The sequence below is a fragment of the Paenibacillus foliorum genome, from assembly GCF_013141765.1.
GTDB classification, from domain to species: domain Bacteria; phylum Bacillota; class Bacilli; order Paenibacillales; family NBRC-103111; genus Paenibacillus_S; species Paenibacillus_S foliorum.
Map to the genome: position 1 here is coordinate 138,948 of NZ_WHOD01000070.1, position 20,428 is coordinate 159,375.

22 protein-coding genes and 1 tRNA gene are annotated in these 20,428 nt (G+C 37.8%); 5 read left to right on the forward strand and 18 right to left on the reverse strand.

Annotated elements, in window-relative coordinates; genetic code table 11:
• Positions 1-58 precede the first annotated feature (58 nt).
• The 4 genes from GC093_RS19225 to mobA form a co-directional block, all read right to left on the reverse strand.
• On the reverse strand, positions 59-556 hold the full coding sequence (locus GC093_RS19225; RefSeq protein ID WP_171653506.1) for a divergent PAP2 family protein: 498 nt from the start codon (positions 554-556) through the stop codon (positions 59-61).
• Between the two features lie 58 nt (positions 557-614).
• Entirely contained in the window at positions 615-2,090 is a 1,476-nt protein-coding gene (locus tag GC093_RS19230) for a hypothetical protein (protein ID WP_171653507.1), read from the reverse strand.
• Between the two features lie 219 nt (positions 2,091-2,309).
• On the reverse strand, positions 2,310-3,221 hold the full coding sequence (locus GC093_RS19235; protein WP_171653508.1) for a sugar phosphate isomerase/epimerase family protein: 912 nt from the start codon (positions 3,219-3,221) through the stop codon (positions 2,310-2,312).
• A 59-nt stretch (positions 3,222-3,280) separates the two neighbouring features.
• Positions 3,281-3,850 (reverse strand): molybdenum cofactor guanylyltransferase, encoded by a 570-nt coding sequence (gene mobA, locus GC093_RS19240; protein WP_171653509.1) that lies wholly within the window; start codon positions 3,848-3,850, stop codon positions 3,281-3,283.
• Positions 3,851-4,058: 208 nt separating this feature from the next.
• On the opposite strand from mobA, the gene GC093_RS19245 reads away from it, so the two are divergent.
• A complete protein-coding gene (locus GC093_RS19245) occupies positions 4,059-4,775 on the forward strand; it encodes a Crp/Fnr family transcriptional regulator (RefSeq protein WP_171653510.1) in 717 nt (238 codons plus the stop codon).
• Here GC093_RS19245 and GC093_RS19250 read toward each other — a convergent pair.
• Together GC093_RS19250 and GC093_RS19255 are read right to left on the reverse strand one after the other, a co-directional pair.
• Complete coding sequence (locus GC093_RS19250) at positions 4,772-5,071, reverse strand: DUF1811 family protein (RefSeq protein ID WP_171653511.1); 300 nt, start codon at positions 5,069-5,071, stop codon at positions 4,772-4,774. The two genes, GC093_RS19245 and GC093_RS19250, sit on opposite strands and share 4 nt — an antisense overlap.
• Entirely contained in the window at positions 5,068-6,087 is a 1,020-nt protein-coding gene (locus tag GC093_RS19255) for a phosphotransferase (RefSeq protein WP_171653512.1), read from the reverse strand. The genes GC093_RS19250 and GC093_RS19255 overlap by 4 nt, the downstream gene beginning before the upstream one ends.
• A 107-nt stretch (positions 6,088-6,194) precedes the next feature.
• Here GC093_RS19255 and GC093_RS19260 point away from each other — a divergent pair, with 107 nt between their 5' ends.
• On the forward strand, positions 6,195-6,422 hold the full coding sequence (locus GC093_RS19260) for a hypothetical protein (RefSeq protein ID WP_171653513.1): 228 nt from the start codon (positions 6,195-6,197) through the stop codon (positions 6,420-6,422).
• Between the two features lie 12 nt (positions 6,423-6,434).
• On the opposite strand, the gene GC093_RS19265 is transcribed toward GC093_RS19260, so the two are convergent.
• The gene (locus GC093_RS19265; protein WP_171653514.1) at positions 6,435-7,373 is read right to left on the reverse strand and encodes a hypothetical protein; all 939 of its coding nucleotides are present in this window, start codon (positions 7,371-7,373) and stop codon (positions 6,435-6,437) included.
• A gap of 178 nt (positions 7,374-7,551) precedes the next feature.
• On the opposite strand from GC093_RS19265, the gene GC093_RS19270 reads away from it, so the two are divergent.
• Positions 7,552-7,624 (forward strand) — tRNA-Val (locus GC093_RS19270).
• Between the two features lie 44 nt (positions 7,625-7,668).
• On the opposite strand, the gene GC093_RS19275 is transcribed toward GC093_RS19270, so the two are convergent.
• The 6 genes from GC093_RS19275 to GC093_RS19300 form a co-directional block, all read right to left on the reverse strand.
• Entirely contained in the window at positions 7,669-7,989 is a 321-nt protein-coding gene (locus GC093_RS19275) for a hypothetical protein (protein WP_171653515.1), read from the reverse strand.
• A 47-nt stretch (positions 7,990-8,036) separates the two neighbouring features.
• Complete coding sequence (locus GC093_RS19280) at positions 8,037-9,152, reverse strand: tyrosine-type recombinase/integrase (RefSeq protein ID WP_171653516.1); 1,116 nt, start codon at positions 9,150-9,152, stop codon at positions 8,037-8,039.
• 3 nt (positions 9,153-9,155) lie between these two features.
• A complete protein-coding gene (locus tag GC093_RS19285; protein ID WP_171653517.1) occupies positions 9,156-9,356 on the reverse strand; it encodes a helix-turn-helix domain-containing protein in 201 nt (66 codons plus the stop codon).
• Positions 9,357-9,812: a hypothetical protein gene (locus tag GC093_RS19290; protein ID WP_171653518.1), complete on the reverse strand. Its 456-nt coding sequence runs from the start codon at positions 9,810-9,812 to the stop codon at positions 9,357-9,359.
• 41 nt (positions 9,813-9,853) lie between these two features.
• The gene (locus GC093_RS19295; protein WP_246314782.1) at positions 9,854-10,978 is read right to left on the reverse strand and encodes a replication initiation factor domain-containing protein; all 1,125 of its coding nucleotides are present in this window, start codon (positions 10,976-10,978) and stop codon (positions 9,854-9,856) included.
• A gap of 366 nt (positions 10,979-11,344) precedes the next feature.
• The gene (locus tag GC093_RS19300; RefSeq protein WP_312886565.1) at positions 11,345-11,605 is read right to left on the reverse strand and encodes a helix-turn-helix domain-containing protein; all 261 of its coding nucleotides are present in this window, start codon (positions 11,603-11,605) and stop codon (positions 11,345-11,347) included.
• A 123-nt stretch (positions 11,606-11,728) separates the two neighbouring features.
• Here GC093_RS19300 and GC093_RS19305 point away from each other — a divergent pair, with 123 nt between their 5' ends.
• Positions 11,729-12,190 (forward strand): helix-turn-helix domain-containing protein, encoded by a 462-nt coding sequence (locus tag GC093_RS19305; RefSeq protein WP_171653519.1) that lies wholly within the window; start codon positions 11,729-11,731, stop codon positions 12,188-12,190.
• 213 nt (positions 12,191-12,403) lie between these two features.
• Here GC093_RS19305 and GC093_RS19310 read toward each other — a convergent pair whose 3' ends face one another.
• The 5 genes from GC093_RS19310 to GC093_RS19330 all read right to left on the reverse strand — a co-directional run bounded on the left by GC093_RS19310 (position 12,404) and on the right by GC093_RS19330 (position 18,974).
• A complete protein-coding gene (locus GC093_RS19310; protein ID WP_171653520.1) occupies positions 12,404-14,095 on the reverse strand; it encodes an AIPR family protein in 1,692 nt (563 codons plus the stop codon).
• A gap of 201 nt (positions 14,096-14,296) precedes the next feature.
• On the reverse strand, positions 14,297-14,593 hold the full coding sequence (locus GC093_RS19315; RefSeq protein WP_171653521.1) for a hypothetical protein: 297 nt from the start codon (positions 14,591-14,593) through the stop codon (positions 14,297-14,299).
• Between the two features lie 513 nt (positions 14,594-15,106).
• Positions 15,107-18,229, reverse strand: coding sequence for a hybrid sensor histidine kinase/response regulator (locus GC093_RS19320; RefSeq protein WP_246314803.1), 3,123 nt, complete (start codon positions 18,227-18,229; stop codon positions 15,107-15,109).
• Positions 18,230-18,448: 219 nt separating this feature from the next.
• Positions 18,449-18,604, reverse strand: a complete 156-nt coding sequence (locus GC093_RS19325; RefSeq protein ID WP_171653522.1) for a hypothetical protein — start codon at positions 18,602-18,604, stop codon at positions 18,449-18,451.
• Between the two features lie 139 nt (positions 18,605-18,743).
• Positions 18,744-18,974: a helix-turn-helix domain-containing protein gene (locus GC093_RS19330; RefSeq protein ID WP_171653523.1), complete on the reverse strand. Its 231-nt coding sequence runs from the start codon at positions 18,972-18,974 to the stop codon at positions 18,744-18,746.
• Positions 18,975-19,897: 923 nt separating this feature from the next.
• Between GC093_RS19330 and GC093_RS19335 the strand changes: the two genes are divergently transcribed.
• On the forward strand, positions 19,898-20,401 hold the full coding sequence (locus tag GC093_RS19335; RefSeq protein ID WP_171653524.1) for a C40 family peptidase: 504 nt from the start codon (positions 19,898-19,900) through the stop codon (positions 20,399-20,401).
• Positions 20,402-20,428: the final 27 nt, after the last annotated feature.

Below are 20,428 nucleotides of genomic sequence, written 5' to 3' on the forward strand. Positions count from 1 at the left end.
ACAAACAACCCTATCACAGCCGTTATGTGAAGGGTTGTTCTGTTTTACCTAATGTTTCTTACAGCCATCGACTTAGCAGCCTTCGCTTGGTGCTCTGCTTCTCAAACACATAACTAAGTGCTCCAGTACATATGCCTAGAATGGCACCACCTAAAACTTCTACTGGCAAATGACCTAAGCTTTCTTCCAAGCGGTCTTTTGATTCCTTTTCGTCCATTGAGGAGAATGAGCTTTCTTCCATAAGTCGATCAACCGAGGCTTCCAATGAGTTAACCTCTGTAGCAATGTTTCCGGCATGCCTTCGAATTCCCATTGCATCATACATGACAATCACGCTTAACATTCCTGCTAGGGCAAACGGGATTGTATCAATCCCCTTTTTCAAACCAATATAGGCGGCTAAAGAGGCTACACCAGCTGAATGAGAGCTTGGCATCCCTCCTGTTTTGAACATTTCCGGCCAGTCCCATCGTCCAGTTCGCTGCTTAGCAATAGGAATCTTGATCAATTGTGCCAAACCAATTGTAGCGACTGATGTAAGCAAAGCTCGGTTCATCTTATCACCTCTTTCTATAGAATCCTTAATCGATAAGTATTCTATACACAGGCTTTTCTTAATTAAGCTCAATATACAAACCAGTTCCGGATTCATCCAATTTTACTGACAGACCAAACATTTGCTCAAGATCATTTATATAAATGAAAGGCTCATTCCCTACCCATTTCAAGGGTTTAAGGAGCTTAGTATAGGTGCCATTAACCAAGAAGTAATCATTATCTATAATATATTCCACATCATGTTCATTATAATTAGCCGTAAGTTGCCAAACATTCTGAAATCTCAAATCATTCGTATTATCCGTCGGCAATTCCTCTTTATTGAACAATCGCCATGAAACATATACCCTGAAATCCTCGCCTTCATGTCTTTGAGTAGCCGTAACAGGCTTACCATTAATAAAAATATTAATAAGAGGCCATTGTTTCATTCCTTCCCTCATTAGATTTTCTTGCCATCCGTAGTTTTCCATAGGGGGAGAAATAGCTTTGAGCTGCTGAGATGAAGCGTTATATTGGAGCCAGTTCATATAAAATGGTGTATAGGTAAGCTGTTGGTTCGCCCGATCCAAAGACCAGATTTGAATATAATAATAATTTGGCGGGAATTCTTGAAACAGATTAACATCCAGTTGTGCCTCCACCAAGTCATTGCCACTTCCAGTCACCCCTGTCGTCCATTTAACAGGAATACTAACTCTTTCCCCAAAGCCCATCACATTAATGCCATACTCGATTTGCTGCTGTCCGTCCGCCGCTGCCGGTGTGAATGTCATATGCAACGAACCGTTATCCTCTCCTTTTATCCCTACGGCATCCCACTGCTGAATGATAGGAACTCCAAGCGGCACCTGGGGTGTCAAACCAGCAATCCCCTCCCAGAAGCTTCTAAGAGCAGGAATAGACTGTGGTGAAGGAATGTATTCGTTTTCGTGACGAAGTAAATTGACTACATCCTTGGCTTGATCAGGCAATGCAATACCAGCAACTCCGAATAAAAGAACATAATCCTCTGCCATTATTTCGACTGGATCCCATTTATGATTATATGGTAATTTACTTCCAAACCATCGTATTGGATAACCTTCTAACTGCCGTATTTTAGACCATCCCGATAACTCAGTTAACAGATTAGGATAATACCCCTCTTTCTTTTGAAGCCAATAAAATGTAAAATGATGCCCGTATTCGTGAATCAACGTACGATTAACCTCAGAAGAATCCACCTCATATAACTGAATAGTCTGAGTCTTGACATTATAATTCCCTACTCGAAATCCGCTCTTACCCGTGCTTGATTTGGGATTTAAAATAACCTCTTTAAGTTCTGCGAGTTCTTCACCATGCGCGCATTTCAATAACATTTCATAAAGCCCCTGCAATTTCTCTGCATTCCAATGCTGACTATAGCTTGAAAATCGGATCCCCTCTGGACTAACAAAAACTGCTGCTTTGTCCTCCTCAGCATGAACAGGCAATGAAGCATACAGGCAAATAAATAACAAAAATCCCCAAATCATCGTATTCTTCAAAGCCGATTCCCCCACTTATGCCGAAGTTTTGTATGCGCTTACAAAATTGTGATGAACTATAGGTATATTGTACCATATTCGACAATAAAAGTGACTCTATGTAAATAACTATCTTGACTATAGACTTTACATTGAATGAACAAAGTCGCCGCTATCGACTTAAGACTGGCGACTTTGTTTAAAATCTAAGTAATTTGTAATACCGACTTCCCATTAGCACTAAGTTTTATGGTTTTCTATCGCACGCTTCCAAGCCTCTTCTCCCAATCGCTTTAGAAGCAAAGCTTGCTCCCAACGGTCCGATATCTCTAATCGTTCACCGCCTGCATACTTGCTCTCAGTAATCGCATAGTCAGGAGGTCCAAGCTCTGTTACAAAAGGTAAAACAGCCCCTGCCTTTGCTTCGTCTAACCAATAGCTCATACCTTGCTGCCACCACTTCATAAACGGTTCCACCATACTGTGCTCAGCATTGGGACCTATATCCACCTGAACTTGCTCCCCATTCGAGATTCTTGCATGGATACTCGAGGTACGCTGTAGTAAAACATCAAACAACTTCCCAGCCATCTCCAATTCTTTAGAAGCTGCCGCGGTCAATTCACCTGCCACTATGTAATGCGAAAGATCAATAGTTAAACGCAGATCAGGAATCGCTTTTACATAATCCACGGTGCGGTGAAGATCTTGTGTCACACGTCCTCGGTGTGTTTCCACAGTATAAGGCATATCAGCTAATCGAGCTTCTTCAACAAGTCCTTGAAGCAACTCAACAGCTTGCTGGCCCATTACGAAAGAATCCATAACTTGAGAATTAACATACAAAACACCAAATTGCTTAGCTTCCTTCAAAAGTTCGGTGATATCCTCCGGTTTACGCGGGAACGAATGAATACCGAAATTAAAGCTGTATTCATCAAGTAAGCGCCTCCATTGCTCGGCCTCCTTTTCTTTCGGAAGATGAGCCATAATACCGGTGAACCCAGCTTCAGCGATTTTTTCGAACTTTTCCTCGATCGACCACTCCTTACCCCCACGGCCGATGCCATTCATGGCCCACCACGATTGATGTATTTCTATTCGCGGCGGTTTGGAGCCTCCATCCACAATTAGGTTGACTCTCTCGTTCATAAATTCACCTCTTTAACAACAATCACTTTCCCAAAGAATACGATAGATTACTAAGTCTGTCACGTAATTTTATCAAATTTGACCTCCCTTTCCAATGACTCTTGGAACTCGATCTTAGGTCCGCTAAATAAAGCTTCATCCACAACACCCCATGAGATATGCTTCAGCAACTCACTAATCCGATGTTCCTTCGCATGAATCAGTTCAGTAATGGATTCTAAACAACTTTGACTATATACTCCATGAAAAGGTATAGGATTGGCCTGTATTAATGGAAAAGCAGCTTGATACTCGATAAGCCTTTTACGCTCGCATAATAATCTCGCCGCTGATGATGATACTGTTCGCATATAGCAAGCCGTTACCCATAATTCATTATACTTGGCTAATGTGAATGCCGCATGCATGCTGCTTAATACGCCAAAACCTGGCACAAAGTCAGTAATAACTCGAACCCAGCGCGGGAGAACAGGCAATAATAGCCTAGGTTCATTGGCAACAACAATAATTTCTTGGCATATCAATTGCATTTCATTGATGAGGCGGTTAATCTGTGGCTTACCGTCAATTAAACAAAGCGCTTGGCCGACATCATCCTTGCCACCGGCCAATATGACTCCAGTCAGCATAGGGCGAACACAACCTTTCCGAAAAAAAGTTTTCTTATTCTTAATAAATATAGCGAATTAGACAGCTTCTGGATGTTATATTTATCACAGCACAGAAAAAAATTGAGCACTGTAGATGATCTAAGTGTGATTATTGTCACATCAATTAATAGGGAAATACATTAAGGTTATCTTAACGAATGTTTTCTAATTATCAGGAGGAATCCAAATGAAGGATCTAGGCCATAAAGCGGAAGGAATTCATAATACCGAATGCTTCTCCGAGGACAATCTTGCCAGATTAAGAGAAATCATGTATGAGCATAAGGTTGAGGCGGGTTCCCATTTGTTCTGGGAAGGGGACATTGCGGATAAGCTGTATTTCATTAAAAACGGACGCATCCAAATTACCAAAACCAATGATGATGGGAAAAGTTTTATTTTATATATGTACGGAAAAAGTGATCTATTTGGTCAATTGGATCCTTTTAACCACTCCATACACAGCTTTAATGCTGAAGTTATGGAAGACACGGTGATCGGTATCATTCAGCAAAAGGATTTGGAGATACTTCTGTGGCAGCATGGGGATTTAGCGGTGGAATTTATGAAGTGGATGGGGCTCATGCATCGTATGACACAGACCAAATTTCGCGATTTAATGATGTTCGGCAAGCCCGGAGCGCTCTGCTCCACATTAATTCGTCTAAGTAATTCATACGGTAAGCCTAACGGCAGCGACATTCTTATCACAAAAAAAGTTAGCAACAGCGAGCTGGCCGATATGATCGGCGCAACCCGCGAAAGTGTTAACCGCATGCTAAGTGACTTGAGGAAGCTCGACATACTAGCTATGGAAAATAATTATATAATCATAAAAAATATCGAACATTTGAGAAATATTTGTCAATGTGAAAATTGTCCAAAAGATATTTGCCGCATCTAATTAGGTAAAAGCATGGAAAGGGGGAAGCTTGATTCTAAGTCTTCTCCCATTTCACCCCAACCCATAATGCCATTGACATAGTTCAGTTTGAAAATAGCCCCCTCGGGATGTCCTATTACTTGATAAATTCCAGGCGGATAATCCAACGGATTGAGTGTATAGGCTTTAGCCGTGTAATATTTCCGCTCCAACATCTCCTTATGACTTGGAAACTCAGCTTTCTCCATTGCTTCCAAACTTTGCAGCATCTCCAATTCCAGTTCTTCGCGTGACATTTGGCTATATAGCTTCTTCATTCACTCACCTCCTGCTCAAAACATAGATAACAAAGTTTCAAGATCCGCTCCTGATTAAGACTTATCCATTTATGGACTTTTACAAAACTATCAAGGTACGGCTCCGAATCATTAGGAGGGTCTATTCCAGCCCATTGCCGCCCTAAGAAATGAATACAGAGCACTATACTTCGGAGTAAAATCAGCTGAGGCAGCGCCTTAATCTCAGCCGTATTTAAATCTGCAGTTTCAGCATAACCTTTTATGAATGCTTCTAGAAGCTCCCATCGATCACTGTGATACCGTATTAATTCATTGATGAACACCGCTGCATCCATTGCACGCAGATCAGGAGTAACAAATTCAAAATCAAGAACAGCCGAAACCTCATCTTCTTTCGTAAGCACATTGCTGGCTACTAAATCAGAATGTACGAGCTGAACGGGCAGTTGTTTCAAGTTTGAAAGATTATTCAGGAGATTATTAATTTCGGTTTCAAGAAGCATAGCTTCCTTTTTATATTGACCTTCCTGCATGCTTAGCAACCATTCTGTTAGCTTTTCCCGCGTAACCAAAGGGTGTATCTCATATAGATCGTAGTAGGGCTCGTAAGCAGCTTCTAAGCCAACGTTAATATATGCTAATGCTGTAACCAGGGCACCCATAGCACTACCAATCGAGGTTACATGTCCTTTGTCAGTCAGAACGGCTCGTGTACCTTCCAAATATTCAAATAAGATCGAAATCTTACCGGTTGGCATAAGGGTATAATACTCCCCATTAAGAGCTCGTACAGGTTTCGGTATTTGAAAAGGCAGCTTAGATAGTTGAAGCTTTTGCAGTATACTATATTCAAACCGCACCTTATCCAGATCGGCATGATTTTCATAGATTCGCATTACAAACTTATAGTTGCCATAACTAACGAACCGAGTCGTATTATTCACTCCGCTTTCATTAGCATCAACATTCCATTTTCCATCGTCAAAATATTGTTCTAACGCTGCATAAATTTGTGCATCTAAATCTATTGCCACGAATACAACTCCTAAATTCACCCAAAATTAATATAATATTCAACTTTTCTATATGAAAATAAGATATACTAGATATGTATTGAAAAATTGGGAAGGGAGAATCGTCCATGACAACTGAAATTATGTTTCATGATCAAAAAATCCCCGTCCGCTTTATTTCTAGTGATCAGAAAGCGATCCCCATGTTGATTCAAGTGCTTGAAAGCTGCCGCACCCACCCTGCCAACAAGCAACAAGACTATGTTTACCACATCGATCTCATTGAAGTTGTAGGCAACAATGCGATTTTGTATACTTCTATAGAAGATGAAAGGATCCATCTGCCGCTCTATTAGAGCGGCTTTTATTTAACTGACAGGTGTTCCAGAAAACCCAGCGACTATGAACTTCTTCTCACTACCAGGAAGCCACACCCAGCTTTTAAACAATTGACCGTCCTGCTTCATTTGATCATGCAAATCCTTAAGCCCGAGAACTGCCGATTCAATCCCATATTGCCCAAAAGCACGGAATAGAAAGCTCATCCTCTCTGTATCGCTCTTAAGCCCGTATAAATGATCAAATATCCCCTCATTCTGCTCATCCATGCGGATCATTTCCGACCACATTACCAGTTTACCGTCTGGCTTTAATAAGGATAGCAGAAGCCTATTGTAGTCCAACACAAGACTATTACGCAAATAGACTAGCGAGTCTATGATTTGGCTTATTTCCTGTTCCGTATACTGACTGGCATAGCTTGCGAATTGGGATAATGCATGAATATAAAATAATTGCGTATGTACCGAAGAAGAAACAACTAAATTAAAGCTTTTCTTCAAGTGAGGCAATGCTTCATGTCTACGTGCTGCAAATGCGCTGTCCTTCAAATACACAACAATTTCCCCAGCGGGAGCTTGGTTTAGCAGCATGTCTTCCCAAGTTTCATAGAATTGAATCTGATCCAAGCATGTGTAATCCACATTAGTCAATGATTTAATCTTAGTTGATATGCCTGTACCACTCTGCTCCAGAACCTCTTCAATAGAGTTAGCTTCCGTGTCTAGCACCGTAACCTGAGAGAATTGGCTTACTAAGCCTGGCAAATCCACATCACCATGATTACCCGCCCCAAGAACTGCAGCTTTATCTTTCATCGTCAGTAAGTCTATAGCATTCTCCAAAAGCTGACGAATTTGAAAGCGGTGTGTGCCCCATTCCTGACTACCCCAATCAACAGCATTCTCAGCATCCAACTGCTGCTGATGCTGTGCCGGATGTATGGGTGATCGGTTAAATTCCTTCATCTTATACCCTCTTCCTACTCTTTTATGATATCTTGTATTATAACACAAGGGTCTAAATTCCGCGCAGGTTGATCATTCCGTATAGTAAATCTCTAAAAAATGCTTAATTAATATAATGTAAATAAACTATTGACAAGCGTCCATCTCGTTGGTATTATATTACTTGTCGCTAAAACATGACTTGTTAGCTCAGCTGGGAGAGCACTATCTTGACAGGGTAGGGGTCAGTGGTTCGAGCCCACTACAGGTCATACGCAGAAAGCCTTGAGAAATCAAGGCTTTTTTTGATTGTTCTTTAAATCAAATGGTTATGATTAACTTCTGCATTAACTTCATTGGTCACCGTATGGTCACCACACCTTATTTGACTAACTTCATTCGCCAAATTACCAAACGATATTTGTCCTACTCTTTTGTTATCTAAGTATTTTATTTTCGCTTTATTATAATATCCATTACGATCCATAATGAAATCCAATATTATACATTCCCGATCTAAGTTTTTTAAAGACTTACTATTTAATAAGCTTGGCTGTACTACCTTATATTTTCTTCCAACAACTAAATCTGTGATCCTAAAACAATCCTCTGTTTTCTTGAGGTATCTTACCGCCACTCTATAGCCACCTATTAGAGGACCTATCCATAATCCCATATATTCACCTACTCAAATAATAATTTACCGAATTCAGCAGCAGCTTCTTTTTGTATGCTAGGCATTAAGTGACTGTATGTGTCCAGTGTGATTCGAATGTCTGCATGGCCTAATCTTTCTGCAACGATCTTAGGGTTAACACCTTGCTTCAATAATAGTGTTGCATGAGTATGTCTCAAATCATGAAATCGTATTTTCTTGAGTTTCGCGTTTTTCATTATTCTATAATAAGTACGCATTAAATTTCTTGGAATTACTGGTGTACCTACTGCTGTACAAACAATAAGATCGTTATCCGTGTACAAAGGGCTATTTTGCTTCTTCTCTAACTCTATGAGCCGTTTATGCTTTTGAAGAATTTGCAGGGTTTCTAGAGGCAAATGTACCTTTCTCATGCCTGCTTTGGTCTTTGTCCCTGTCTTAAGTGTTTTTCCATCATGACTTAATGTTTGTATGATACTAATCGAAGAATCTTCAATGTCTAGATCCTTCCATCTAAGCCCCAGAACCTCTGCTTGTCTCATTCCAGTAGTAGCGGCTAAGATAAATGCTACATATAGTCTATCATCTTTGGCAGCGATCAGAAATTCTTTGACTTCCTCTATAGTCCAAACACTCATTTCCTTTTTATAAGCTTTTGGACGATCAACTAGGGAGGCCACATTCTTGGAAATCAACCCCCAACGTTCAGCTTTATTTAAAGAATCTTTGATAAGAGAATGTATTTTTTGTATATTTTCTTGAGCAAGACTTCCCTTACACACCAGATCATTATAAAATTTTTGAATAATCATAGGATTAAGTTTTGATAATTCTACATTTCCCAAGTACGAATTGATATGTTTATCAACTAACCACCTGTAGTTACTGTATGTAGAAGGCATAATGCTAATTTGTTTGTCATTAAGCCATTGGTTCAAATAGTCACTAAATAGAATTTTTGACGGTTCTACATAGCTTCCTTTATTAACCTCGCTTAGTGTTTCTACTAGTGCTGCATTTGCCTCCTTCTTAGTCTTAAATCCTCTTTTCTTTTTCTGAATTCTTTTTCCTGTTAACAGATTCTTACCAAGATCAATAACAAAATACCATGTGTTGCCTTCCTTTTTTACTGATCCAGACATCTTTTATTCCTCCTGGAGCGGCAAAGCACCTATAAGCCATTTTTCAAATACTGATTTTGCTACCTTTATTCTTTTACCTGCACGAACTACATGAAATTGTCCAGAATTAACTAATTCATATGCTTGCCTTCTTCCGATACCAAGAATATTTTGAATATGTGTAACATCTAAAACGATGGGGAGCATTTCTAGAGTAGGAATCATTTATTCAGTCTCCTTTGGTTTTTCCATTAATGACTTCCAAAAAGCCTCTTCTTCTTCGTCTATTTCTTCTTCTTGATCAAGAATATTTATAAATTCAGAATTTTTATGAAGATTGCTATTCAAAAAATCTTCTATGAATTCTTTGACAATATGAATGTTAAGTTTATCTTTTTTATATGACGAATTTTGTTTTATTCGCATGCCGATGGTATCAATTATTGAAATCATTCTCTTTTCAAAACAATATGGATCATCATCAGATTCAAACTTAAAATCCATTGAATCTACGAGTCCATTAATGACCTTTAATTTAGTATCATTACTGCCAAATTTTTTTTCACTAGCACAATCCTGAATAACTACGGTTATTTTGTTTCCATCAAAATCACCAAAAGTAACTAAATCTACGGGAACATTTTTCTCGAAAACTTGTTCAAAGAAATTTTTTTTGCTCATTTGTATTCTCCATTTTGAATTTGAATTTTCAATTTTTATTATTAATCATCTGCACTTGTGGTATCAGGATGCAAAAATCTGGTTTTTCTCCGATCTTTTTCAACCTCAAAGGTTGTGTTCTTTTTCAGTAGGTTTACTTCAAACCATGACTTAATGACATCAGATGTATTCGTGATGGATTCATGGTCACTTATTGATGCAACGGACATCATTAACCCTGCTGCTTGATCAAGAAGTTGTTTTAAATTTCCTTGTTTAACTGATTCCCGAATTAAGGGGGTTGGTTCATAAGCTAGATCTGCCTTCTGAATATGTTTCCACTTTCTTTTTATTTTCCATCTAGAGACATTATCGCTACTGGGTTGTCTAATCGTTAGCCAATCAACTGTAAGGTACACCCATAATTCATCAATTTTTTTAAATAACTGCTCAATATTATCAATTGTTAACTCCTTTAAAACTTCACGTCTTAATTGGAATTCGACCCTCCAAACTTCGTTTTTAGAATTCCAATCATTTTCATTCCACACATCATTAAACCATGTTTTACCTGATTTTTTAATTTCTAGAGATTTATTATAGATTCTTGCCATCATTGGATTTCCTCTACCCACAGTGAACCCACTAAATTTACGTCCATTTGTGTATTCTTCATTTACAAAATGTTCTGTTTTACTTTTAGCCCTAGTAACTACACCCTTAACATCATTTTGAATAAATTGAAACTGATCTGTATCAGCGCAAATGTCAGCCCTTGAAAGTCTATTACTTATTGGCTTAACACCAAAGCATTTAAACCAATTCATAAAATGATCGTATGCCTTCTTATGACCATATGACCAGATATAACTCGACATAAACCTTACAAATATCGGTGAGTTTGATTTCATTTCACTTTCCGCAAATGCAATTGAAAAATCCTTGCAAGATAATTTATACGCATAAAACCTTTGTCCATTTCTATGTACCGTAAGAAGCATGTCGCCTAATGGAACTGATTGCTCTATACCCATCATTTGAGCAAAGTCTTTTAGTTTTCTGAATTCGAGAATAAATGATTCAAAGGAAGAATTATAATTTTCAAAGTCTAAACCGAACTCTAAAGTGTCAAAACCCTTTAATAACAAGGCTCTAAGCCTCCTCCTGTTGTATTTTGCACCCAGCATGTTATATGGTTGCTGGGAAGACCATTATCGTATCTAGTTACCTAGCCGTAGTCTTGACACGGAGCCTCTACGAGGGATGCAGGACAGGCGATGCGGTCAGTCCCCCAAAGGGGGCCTGTCCACAAGGAGCAAGCCTAGCACCCCTCGTCCCTCCATATCAAGACCAAGCCAGTTCGTCGCTTTGCTCCTCTCTGGTACGGCTGATCTTACTCCAATGTTTTACGAATTTTTAAAATTTCCTCCAATAATTTTTTTTCATTTTTCATTTGGATAATTCTAGTTTTAATTTGCTGTTGGAGGTACTTTTCAATTTCATTTAGAAAATTTACTAATAAAGTTATAGTCATCACCTTCTTTCGTTATAATCTAAGTTTTCGAGATTTCTTTCTTTAAAAGCAATTCTTTTATAACGTTTTCCGTTAGTTCTGTGTTAAAAAAAATAGCCGGTTCAACATTAAAAAATTTCGCAATTACTTGTAAGCGTTCAACATCTAAACGAACATTGCCATAAGCAATATGCCTATAACCTTGCAATGAAATATCTAGCTCTTTTGCCAATTTGGTTTTGGTAATACCTCTTACTTTTCGCAGTCGCTCAATATTTTCATAAATTATTTCAATCACCACCAACTGGAAAGATAAACATATTATACTAACGGATTCCGTTAATTTCAACCTTTATTTTTATATTATTTATAAATATAAAGTTAAATGATAAAATTATCGTAAATAGGAAAGGAAGATGTATCCGTGTCTGAAACAATTGGTACTAGGATAAAAAAATTAAGAAAAGAATATAAATGGACTCAACAGGATTTAGCAGATAAAGTTAACGTAACATCACAGGTTGTTTCTAATTGGGAGAGAGGGTACACAAATCCCGACAAGTCTGATCTAAGTAACCTATCCAAAATACTTATAGTTACAACCGATTATTTAGTATTAGGCGGGGAAAAAAATAACAGCAAATTTATATTAAATATTATGAGAGAACAACAAGAAGAGAAAGATAAACTATTTACTGAACTTGAATATTATCTTTATGAAAATGATAATAATTTAATAAAACAAATTGTACTGGAAAGAACGGTTAAAATCGAAGAATTATTTACCTGGAAGCATATTGATCTTAGTTATAACGGTAAGACACTTACAGAAAATGAAAAAAAAAAGATAATCAATCTAATTAATGTTATTTTGACTGAGAATTGATATTTTAGTAATTGAGATATCCCGCTATATTGTTTATACTCGCAATTACAAAAAGTTATTATAATTTTGCTGTCTCAAAAAATGCAAAGGGGGAGTCGAGGGCTATATCGCCCTCTTCCCCCCTTTGTCATATTTTTCGACCACAAATATACTCAATAAATAGTTTGGCTATTTTCTACTAACAATGATACGCCTCATAAGTAACCGCATGTTTTATAGTTTTTTTTCACGAAGCTTTTCTTTAAGAAGCTCTGTAAATTTCGAGCTCTTTGCTATCTTATCAGTTCCACCAAGTGTTTTATAAAGATCATAGACAAACTCTATTGTAGTATTAATAAGATCTTTTCTTACTTCATTTTTCGTTAAAATAGAAATTTGTTTATTTGAGGGATAAATACTGGAAGCTAATTGGGCACATACTGCATATAGAACATAAAACTTAATATCATTGATTTCAGAAGAATTAATTGGGCTCTCTTCTTTGAGAATTAGTTCAACAAATCTTCCTATATAAGCTAGAAGGTAATATGTATTTAAGTCATTGTTCTTATGATAAAGGCTATTATATGCCTCATCATTTTCAAGAAGAGTTGAGGGCCTTGCTCTAGCAAAGTCAGGTTGTTGGGTTAGTACAGACATTAGACATTGCGCTAAAAACGATACACTAATTATATCTTTTGGTTTTTTTCCTTCGTTTTTGTAATAATTCTTTCTACGATCATAAAATAAACCACGCGGTTTCATGAAATCTTCAATTTGGCGGTGAATGGTATCCGTAGCCCTTAAAGAAGATTTTGGTATGGGAGTTTGGCTATTAGTTGCTCTTATAATTTTATCTCTCGTTTCTTCCGTTTCTGGAACAATAACTCTAACAAGAATATTTCTTTTTTCAGTTACTAAATTATTTGGATTGGAAGAATAAAATTTGAAAATTTCACTTGAAGTCTGTAAACCGTTCACAACCTCGGGATTGTGAATAACTAGTTCTTTTCCTCCCGGCGCGGATGCTTCTGATGCAATTATTGTTACACCATTGTTAAGCCACCAAAATTCTTCTTCCCCTGTGATCTCCAGAGTTTCCTGAATCTCGTTGTTAACATTTGTTTTTCCTTGGTAATCTCTTACATTGGATTCAAAAATGTGTTTCATTAAATTGTTATTTTCATCAGTAATAAACTTATAATAATCAGCCAAGTTGGCAAGTGAAATAAAAACTTGTCCCGAAGATGACATTGGATTTTCAGATACTTTCAAGCGATAAACGTCGTTTGTTCTTGACTGTATAAGTTTAATTAATTGTTCTGCACCAACAAAAGTAACTTCAACTGATGCATCTGTAAGTAATGTCTTTACATCGCTAATTAAATCTTCGGCTTGCTTTTTAACATTTGGATGGACTTCAATACCCTTAGATGCATAGTAAAAGCTTATCTTTAATTTTGGTTTTTTTGTAATTAATGCTATATATGTTTCACGGAAAAGTTCAAAAGCATCTAAAACTTTATTGTTATATCTACCGATAAAATCGTTCCTATCAAAATCAAGATTAAATAAGTTTCTAGATAGTCTAGATAACTTGAGTAGAGGCTCTTCCGAAAAAGAGTTAGTATACTTCGATTGAATAAGGACTAATTCAACATCTACATTTTTTCTATACTTTTCTTTAATATTTTCATCTTCTTTAACTATATCTCCGTTAACAAGGAGATATATCGAATCAACTCCACCATCATGGCTATCACCAGATAGGCCAAGTTCTAGTTCATCGTAACTTAATTCGTAAGTTTTTAATATTTGATTGGCGGAATAAAATTCAAAAAATTTCTCTATTGATATGGATTCTTCGATGTTTTCTCTTTCTTGTTTAATTATTTCTTCTAATAAAATTTGGTTATTTTTAGACATAATGAACCCTCACCATCTGAAAATATGTATTAAGTTTACTATACCATATTTAACCAATACTTGCCGTTATAGACAAAACAGTGAGCAGTACCATAAGATATAGAGTTAACGGGTAAAAACAGTTAAATAAATGCATCTACCAGTCTGAACATTGTAATCAATTATTCTTTTTTAAAACTCTAAGCTCACATTATAAAATTTTTAATAACCAATTTGATCTAAATAGTCCCATTCAGCAGCATCAAGATCTAGAGTTTTTAGAATCTCCCATCTTTGATCATAAAAACAAATTGAGGTATCTTGCATTATCATATACTTTTTCATACATTCCCTTGCCCTCTTTTGAATCTCCAAATCAGTAGAAATTGAGAAATCATAACCTGAGAGAAAATCGTGATAAGAAAAAATCAGAGGTTCTAATATTCCATTAAAATCAAGATCGTCCATTACTTCTAAAAATATAGCTTGTTCACGATTCATTAATTTGATACTTTCCATAAGAAGCACTCCTTTGTTATGGTCACACTATTGGTCACAAACATCTAATAATCGAAGTAAATTAAAGTGCATTTCACTATGCATATTGATAATAATTACAGTACTAAAACTACATAAAGTCTACTTTGGTATATAAGAGGACATTAACCATGATGTCTTGACAGGGTAGGGGTCAGTGGTTCGAGCCCACTACAGGTCATACACGAAAGCCCTTGATAATCAAGGGCTTTTTCTTTATTTTCAGGGATTGAAAAGATGACCACTGTTTCGATACTGGGGACGAAACGGAGACGGTTCGACCATCTCTCATTTTAACAAAAAAAATAGACAGAGACCTTGAATACTCAGGATCTCTATCTTATTCAGTTCCGAACGATTTTTATATGATAAGTTCTGTCAGGTACCTTTACAAATTCAGACCTGTAAAAGGATAGGGACTTTTTAATATGACTCCTATGTTCTACATCTACACAAGTTTTTGAATGATACATGAGCTTGGCTCAATAAAGTAACCTACTTAGTTCGCTTGTCCGGAATGACAAACCACACGGTTGTTCCTTCATTGGGCTTACTGGAAATAGACAATCCTTGGCCGTACAATTGCATCAAGCGTCGATGCGTATTGGAAAATCCAATTCCACTCTTTCCTTTCCTGGTCGAACTCAACAGTTGAATAACCTTTTCTTGCTCCATACCCTTTCCGTTATCTTCTACTTCAATTAGTGTGGAGTCGATTTGGCGGGTTATCCGAATATGGATTGTACCGCCTTTGTGCCGGCTAAGGAGGCCGTGCTTGACAGCATTTTCAATCAGTGGCTGTATAGAAAGCGGAGGGAGAAACAAGTTGATGTTAGGTTCAACTTCCCATACGATAGACAACCTGTCCTCGAATCGTACTTTCTCAATATACAAATAGGCTTCAGCAAGCTCTAGTTCATGAGCAAGCTCGACCAACTCCCCTGTATTTAGAAAATCAAAGCTGATCCGTAAAAATGATGTAAATGCATCACCCAGCTTACGCATCTTTTCCGTATCTATATCGCTTAGCACCATAATTGAATTAAGCGTGTTGAATAGAAAATGAGGTTGAATCTGAGCCTGCAGATAGGCGGCCTCCATGCGCAATCGTTCGTTTATGGATTGCTTCAGCGCGGTCAGCGCCCTGATTCGATATTTGAGTTCCAGAGCATCTACAGGCTTGGTTACATAATCGTTGGCTCCCGACGAGAATCCTGCGTAGATGTCAGCGGTCTGACTACGCGCGGTCAGCAGCAAAACGGGAAGCTCTGATACGGAATAATGCTCCCGTACTCTCTGCGTCAACTCGTAGCCTGACATATTTGGCATCATGACATCGGCAATGAGAAGATCCCATTGTTGGGTGTCCAGCAATTCCAAAACCTCGCGGCCTGAATTAGCTGTTGTGATGTGATATGGCTCCGCCGAAAGAATTCCAACAAGCACATTCAGATTGACGGGGTCGTCATCAACTACAAGAATATTTACCTTCCCATCATTCAATACTGGTGGGATAAGTACGGAGGCTGCCAATTCGCCGATTGTAGTATCCGGAAAAAAGAAGCGTGAGGACAAATATTCACTTTGTTCCGTTATCTGGTGAAATTGAAGTTGGTTTTGCACTGACCCGAGGTTCGACGAATTAGCTAATAACGGTAGATTAAAACTAAATACAGAGCCCTTACCAGGTTCAGAGCGAACGGTCAGTGCACCCCCGTGTAGTTCTACCAACTGCTTGCATATGCTTAAACCAAGTCCAATTCCTCTTCCATCGCTTATCCCATAATCACCTTGTTCATAAGGAAGAAAGGCCCTCGCCTGTGTTTCCTCATTCATACCAACCCCTGTGTCGGAAACGTGTATGACAGCCTGTCCGTTCACCGTCTCGGCGGAAACTGAGATTGTTCCTGCTTCCGTGTATTTGAGGGCGTTATGCAATAAGTTATACAGCACTTGCACGAGTCTTTTCTCATCGGCCATTACCAGCGGCATAGAGTCCGCGATATTCATATTTAGTTCGATAGGCTTGCCTTCAACCATAAATTTAAGCATACCGATTACACCGGGAACGACCGTTTGAATCTGCAATGGCTTTTGCTGCAGCACAATGCGATGCTCCTTAAGACGTGCGACATCAAGAAGATCACCAAGCATATGAGACATTCGACGACTTATCGTTATTAGCAGTTCCATATCCTTAAGGCTGCTCGCATTCAGCTTCTCTTTCTCTTTGGCAACAATTGTCTGGGCGATATTCATAATGCCATGCAGCGGCGTTCTTAGTTCGTGCGATGTATTGGCGAGAAATTGGTCTTTCAGCTTGTCTGCTTTTTTTAACTGCTCGTTTAGTCTGGTGTTTTCGTAAGAATGACGGAAATATTTTTTGAACCAGTAAGTAGAAAAACCAATAATAGCTGCCAGTATATCGAATGGATAGTAAACAACAAAAAAAGAATTCCATAAGCTCCAGACAAAACTAGACATAATACTTGCCGCAGAAAGCAGCAAGAAGACATCATCAATTTCAGCCTGCTTTCTGAAGATCATTGTTCCTACTGTATAAATAAACCATGCAAAGGGAAATAAATATAAAAAACTAAGTACCTTTAGTTCAACCGATCCATACACCACTGGGACCGTTGCAACCAACAGAAATCCTGAGTAAGAAATGAGTGCCGCGGTGAATACACGTAACCATACGCTCTTCGGAGGAGCTGATGAGAACCTTCTGAAGACTATTAGAATAAAATAAGAATGCCAAAGGAGAGCAAGCAGTCTTATCTTTAGCGCCCAAGTATAGTTGATCGGCAGCCATAGCAAGAGCAGGTTATCATGGCCGGTCATAATCGAAATCCCGGTAGCCAGCGTTAGTAGAGAGACAATGAACAAAGTCCGTTCATGCGGATTAAACCAATACAGAATAAAAGCATACAATCCGTGAAGCAGCAAAACAATAAACGTGACTAGTTGAAACCCTATAGAATACCAACGTACATAATCGATCGCTGCCTGAGAGCCAAAGCGAATGGGTCTCAAGATACCCCCGTCATATGGATTTTCGAAATTAGCTACCCGAATGAGTACTTCTAGCTCTTTTGCTCCTTTCTCAGAGTAGGAAGCTGTGTAAGAGATACTTTTAGGTATGTACTCACTAGTGTTTTCGGCAGGTTTTCCTATGTCCCCCTCTGTGAACCCATTGATTTCCACAGCAGATGAAGCTTGTATTCCCTGAAGCCATAATGCGATTGGCTGTTCCAGCGGATCTACTAGAATTCGCAGTCGGTAAGTTCCGTATCCAATAGAAGATCCCGAGTCTTTTGATAGCACGCTGCTCCAGTCTCCAGGGACTTGAATATATCGTGATTGTTCTTCAGTATTCTGCAGATCCTGATGAGCAACTAATTTTCCAGGGTAGAACTGCCATTCGCCATCTAATGGAAAAGAGGAAGTTTTCCTTAAATCCATTCCGCGTATGTCGAGTATACCGCTAACTGCATTTGGGTGATCAGCCGCAGAAAAAATCTCAAGCCAAGCCCATCGCAGGCCGAGGAGAATGCTAAGAAACAATAATATTGTGGCCACATATTTGAAGACGGTTTTATTTTCTATTCGCATCATAAAAAAAATTTCGACATTAATAGCATTTATTCCTTTATTTACTATCCACCTTATTTTCACCAATTACACCAGACATGGACAATGAACTACCAGACCCGTTTAATGCAATGAGGAAATGGGTAAATACAGGTATGGTTAGCCATGACTTTCAAAGCTGTCAAGTATGTAAATAACCTCCATTGTAAGTGGAGGCTGTTGTTAACTGTTAAGTTAAATGTCTCAATATTCAATTCCATCTACGTCTTCATTTACATCTTCATATCGAATCTGGTCCGTATCTTCAACCATAAACCCTGTGCGCTCATGTGCAGCAGTATCTTCATATACCGTTTCTGGGTTGCCATCTGTTTCTTTATCGATTTTTTCATTAGGCATTTATGATATCCCTCCTCATTTCTAAGGATATTTTTCCCAATGTATTAAGATTTATTCCTTCAACTATAAACGAAAATAGCCCATTCGTAATAAATGAGCTTCAAGATGTGTTCTACAATGATGAATGAACTATTTTCAATTAGCGTTCTGTTTCTAGTAGGGCTTCGACTTCACTTTTTAATAACAAATATCTATGAGCACTTCTCATAACTTTAACTTTTGTAAGTCCCTTTTCAACTACATATTCCTTCATTTTATCTTTGGACAAGTTAAATAAAGTTCCTGCCTCAGTAACTGTTAATACTTCTTTGTTACTGGTGTTTTCGAAAGTTTTTTTCAACTTCTGATTCCAATCTTCAAAATTAGCCATAATCCTTCGCCCCCCTCTTTATTTTTTTCTACAGTAGCCTATTCATGTGACCACTTTCTCACGACAATAGGTTAAAGTCAGCATGAAAAGAATATAACTGCTTGTTGTAACACAGAACTATTCTCCGCATCTGTTGATCTTTTATCTAGTATACCATGTAATCACCTATAAACTAAAAAACAAACAAAAACTTTAACTTCTTGCTTACGTGTTTCTATATTATTTAGATAGTCCAAGCTATTCTCCCCACCCAAAGTATTAAACTGTCAATCAATTAATATTTCTTTTACTTATGGCTAATACTCCATTTACATTCGCCAATTACAATGAAGACATATTAGGTGCTGGAGGTTTTCGATAATATGAGAAGAACAAAATCACTTGCGATTATCTGCTTGGTTTCATTATCTATCTTGGTAATAAATGAACTAAAAAGTAATTTCGTAATCGTAAACCCTATCCCAGCCGACCCATTTGAATATGAATTCGAGTTATTAAATGGGCAAATAATAGCCAATCCTTATGGAATTACAAAATAATCATTCAACAGCATCTCGCTTAAGAAGAGGGTCACTAAAGTGACGCTCTTTTTTTATTTTTTTAGTGTGAATGTCTTGTATATTTGGTAAAATAAACCTAATCTAACTTAATATATAAAGGAGATGTTTATCATGATTAATGAACCCCAAAAACCAGTTTACTATGATGGAAGCGGCATCCTCTCATTACCTGTTAAAAGCCAGGATGTAGTAGTCAAGCCGACTAATGTAACAATTGAACCCACGCCCTTTCCCGTATTTCCGTATCCTATCCACCTCTAAAAATCCTTCCATTTATTCACATGGTTAACTTAATGTTAATTTCATATTATTTTGTTACAATTCCCCCTAGATCAAGTTGAGTTGATATTTGGGAGGGACTTCATGAATAAACTACTAACTAGAACCCTTGTCGGTGCAGGCTGTCTTACTATCGCTTTAACGGGTACTCTATCTCTCACGCCAAAAGCTGCTTATGCGGCAACTACACAAACAACGGATAGTCAGAAGGCAGATAAGATTATTTCATTGTCCAAATCATTAGAAGGAAAAGTTCATTATATATTTGGCGAAAATAACCCTTCCCGCTTTATATTTGATTGCTCATCTTTCACAAAATATGTATTTGAATCTCAGGGAATAAGCTTGAAATGGGATTCTGAGATCCAAAGCACTCAAGGTACCTTTGTAAACAAAAGAAATCTACTAAAAGGCGATCTAGTCTTCTTTAGTGTTGGCACACCTGGACAAGTAAATCATGTTGGCATCTATACAGGCGATGGTAAGTTTATTCATAACACCGTCAGCAATTCCTTTAATGGTGTAAAAATCAGTAACTTAAGTGATTATAACGACCGATATATTACAGCTAGAAGAGTTATTAATTAGGGGGGCTTGATGCCCTCTTTTTTTATT

What these genes read in the sequence shown, in the direction of transcription:
- GC093_RS19225 (WP_171653506.1), bottom strand. Translation starts at nt 556, where the DNA reads ATGAACCGAGCTTTGCTTACATCAGTCGCTACAATTGGTTTGGCACAA.
- GC093_RS19330 (WP_171653523.1), bottom strand. Translation starts at nt 18,974, where the DNA reads ATGGCTAATTTTGAAGATTGGAATCAGAAGTTGAAAAAAACTTTCGAA.
- GC093_RS19245 (WP_171653510.1), top strand. Translation starts at nt 4,059, where the DNA reads ATGAAGGATCTAGGCCATAAAGCGGAAGGAATTCATAATACCGAATGC.
- GC093_RS19335 (WP_171653524.1), top strand. Translation starts at nt 19,898, where the DNA reads ATGAATAAACTACTAACTAGAACCCTTGTCGGTGCAGGCTGTCTTACT.
- GC093_RS19250 (WP_171653511.1), bottom strand. Translation starts at nt 5,071, where the DNA reads ATGAAGAAGCTATATAGCCAAATGTCACGCGAAGAACTGGAATTGGAG.
- GC093_RS19235 (WP_171653508.1), bottom strand. Translation starts at nt 3,221, where the DNA reads ATGAACGAGAGAGTCAACCTAATTGTGGATGGAGGCTCCAAACCGCCG.
- GC093_RS19325 (WP_171653522.1), bottom strand. Translation starts at nt 18,604, where the DNA reads ATGCCTAATGAAAAAATCGATAAAGAAACAGATGGCAACCCAGAAACG.
- GC093_RS19310 (WP_171653520.1), bottom strand. Translation starts at nt 14,095, where the DNA reads ATGTCTAAAAATAACCAAATTTTATTAGAAGAAATAATTAAACAAGAA.
- GC093_RS19265 (WP_171653514.1), bottom strand. Translation starts at nt 7,373, where the DNA reads ATGAAGGAATTTAACCGATCACCCATACATCCGGCACAGCATCAGCAG.
- GC093_RS19285 (WP_171653517.1), bottom strand. Translation starts at nt 9,356, where the DNA reads ATGATTCCTACTCTAGAAATGCTCCCCATCGTTTTAGATGTTACACAT.
- GC093_RS19290 (WP_171653518.1), bottom strand. Translation starts at nt 9,812, where the DNA reads ATGAGCAAAAAAAATTTCTTTGAACAAGTTTTCGAGAAAAATGTTCCC.
- GC093_RS19280 (WP_171653516.1), bottom strand. Translation starts at nt 9,152, where the DNA reads ATGTCTGGATCAGTAAAAAAGGAAGGCAACACATGGTATTTTGTTATT.
- GC093_RS19260 (WP_171653513.1), top strand. Translation starts at nt 6,195, where the DNA reads ATGACAACTGAAATTATGTTTCATGATCAAAAAATCCCCGTCCGCTTT.
- GC093_RS19295 (WP_246314782.1), bottom strand. Translation starts at nt 10,978, where the DNA reads ATGCTGGGTGCAAAATACAACAGGAGGAGGCTTAGAGCCTTGTTATTA.
- GC093_RS19320 (WP_246314803.1), bottom strand. Translation starts at nt 18,229, where the DNA reads ATGATGCGAATAGAAAATAAAACCGTCTTCAAATATGTGGCCACAATA.
- mobA (WP_171653509.1), bottom strand. Translation starts at nt 3,850, where the DNA reads ATGCTGACTGGAGTCATATTGGCCGGTGGCAAGGATGATGTCGGCCAA.
- GC093_RS19315 (WP_171653521.1), bottom strand. Translation starts at nt 14,593, where the DNA reads ATGGAAAGTATCAAATTAATGAATCGTGAACAAGCTATATTTTTAGAA.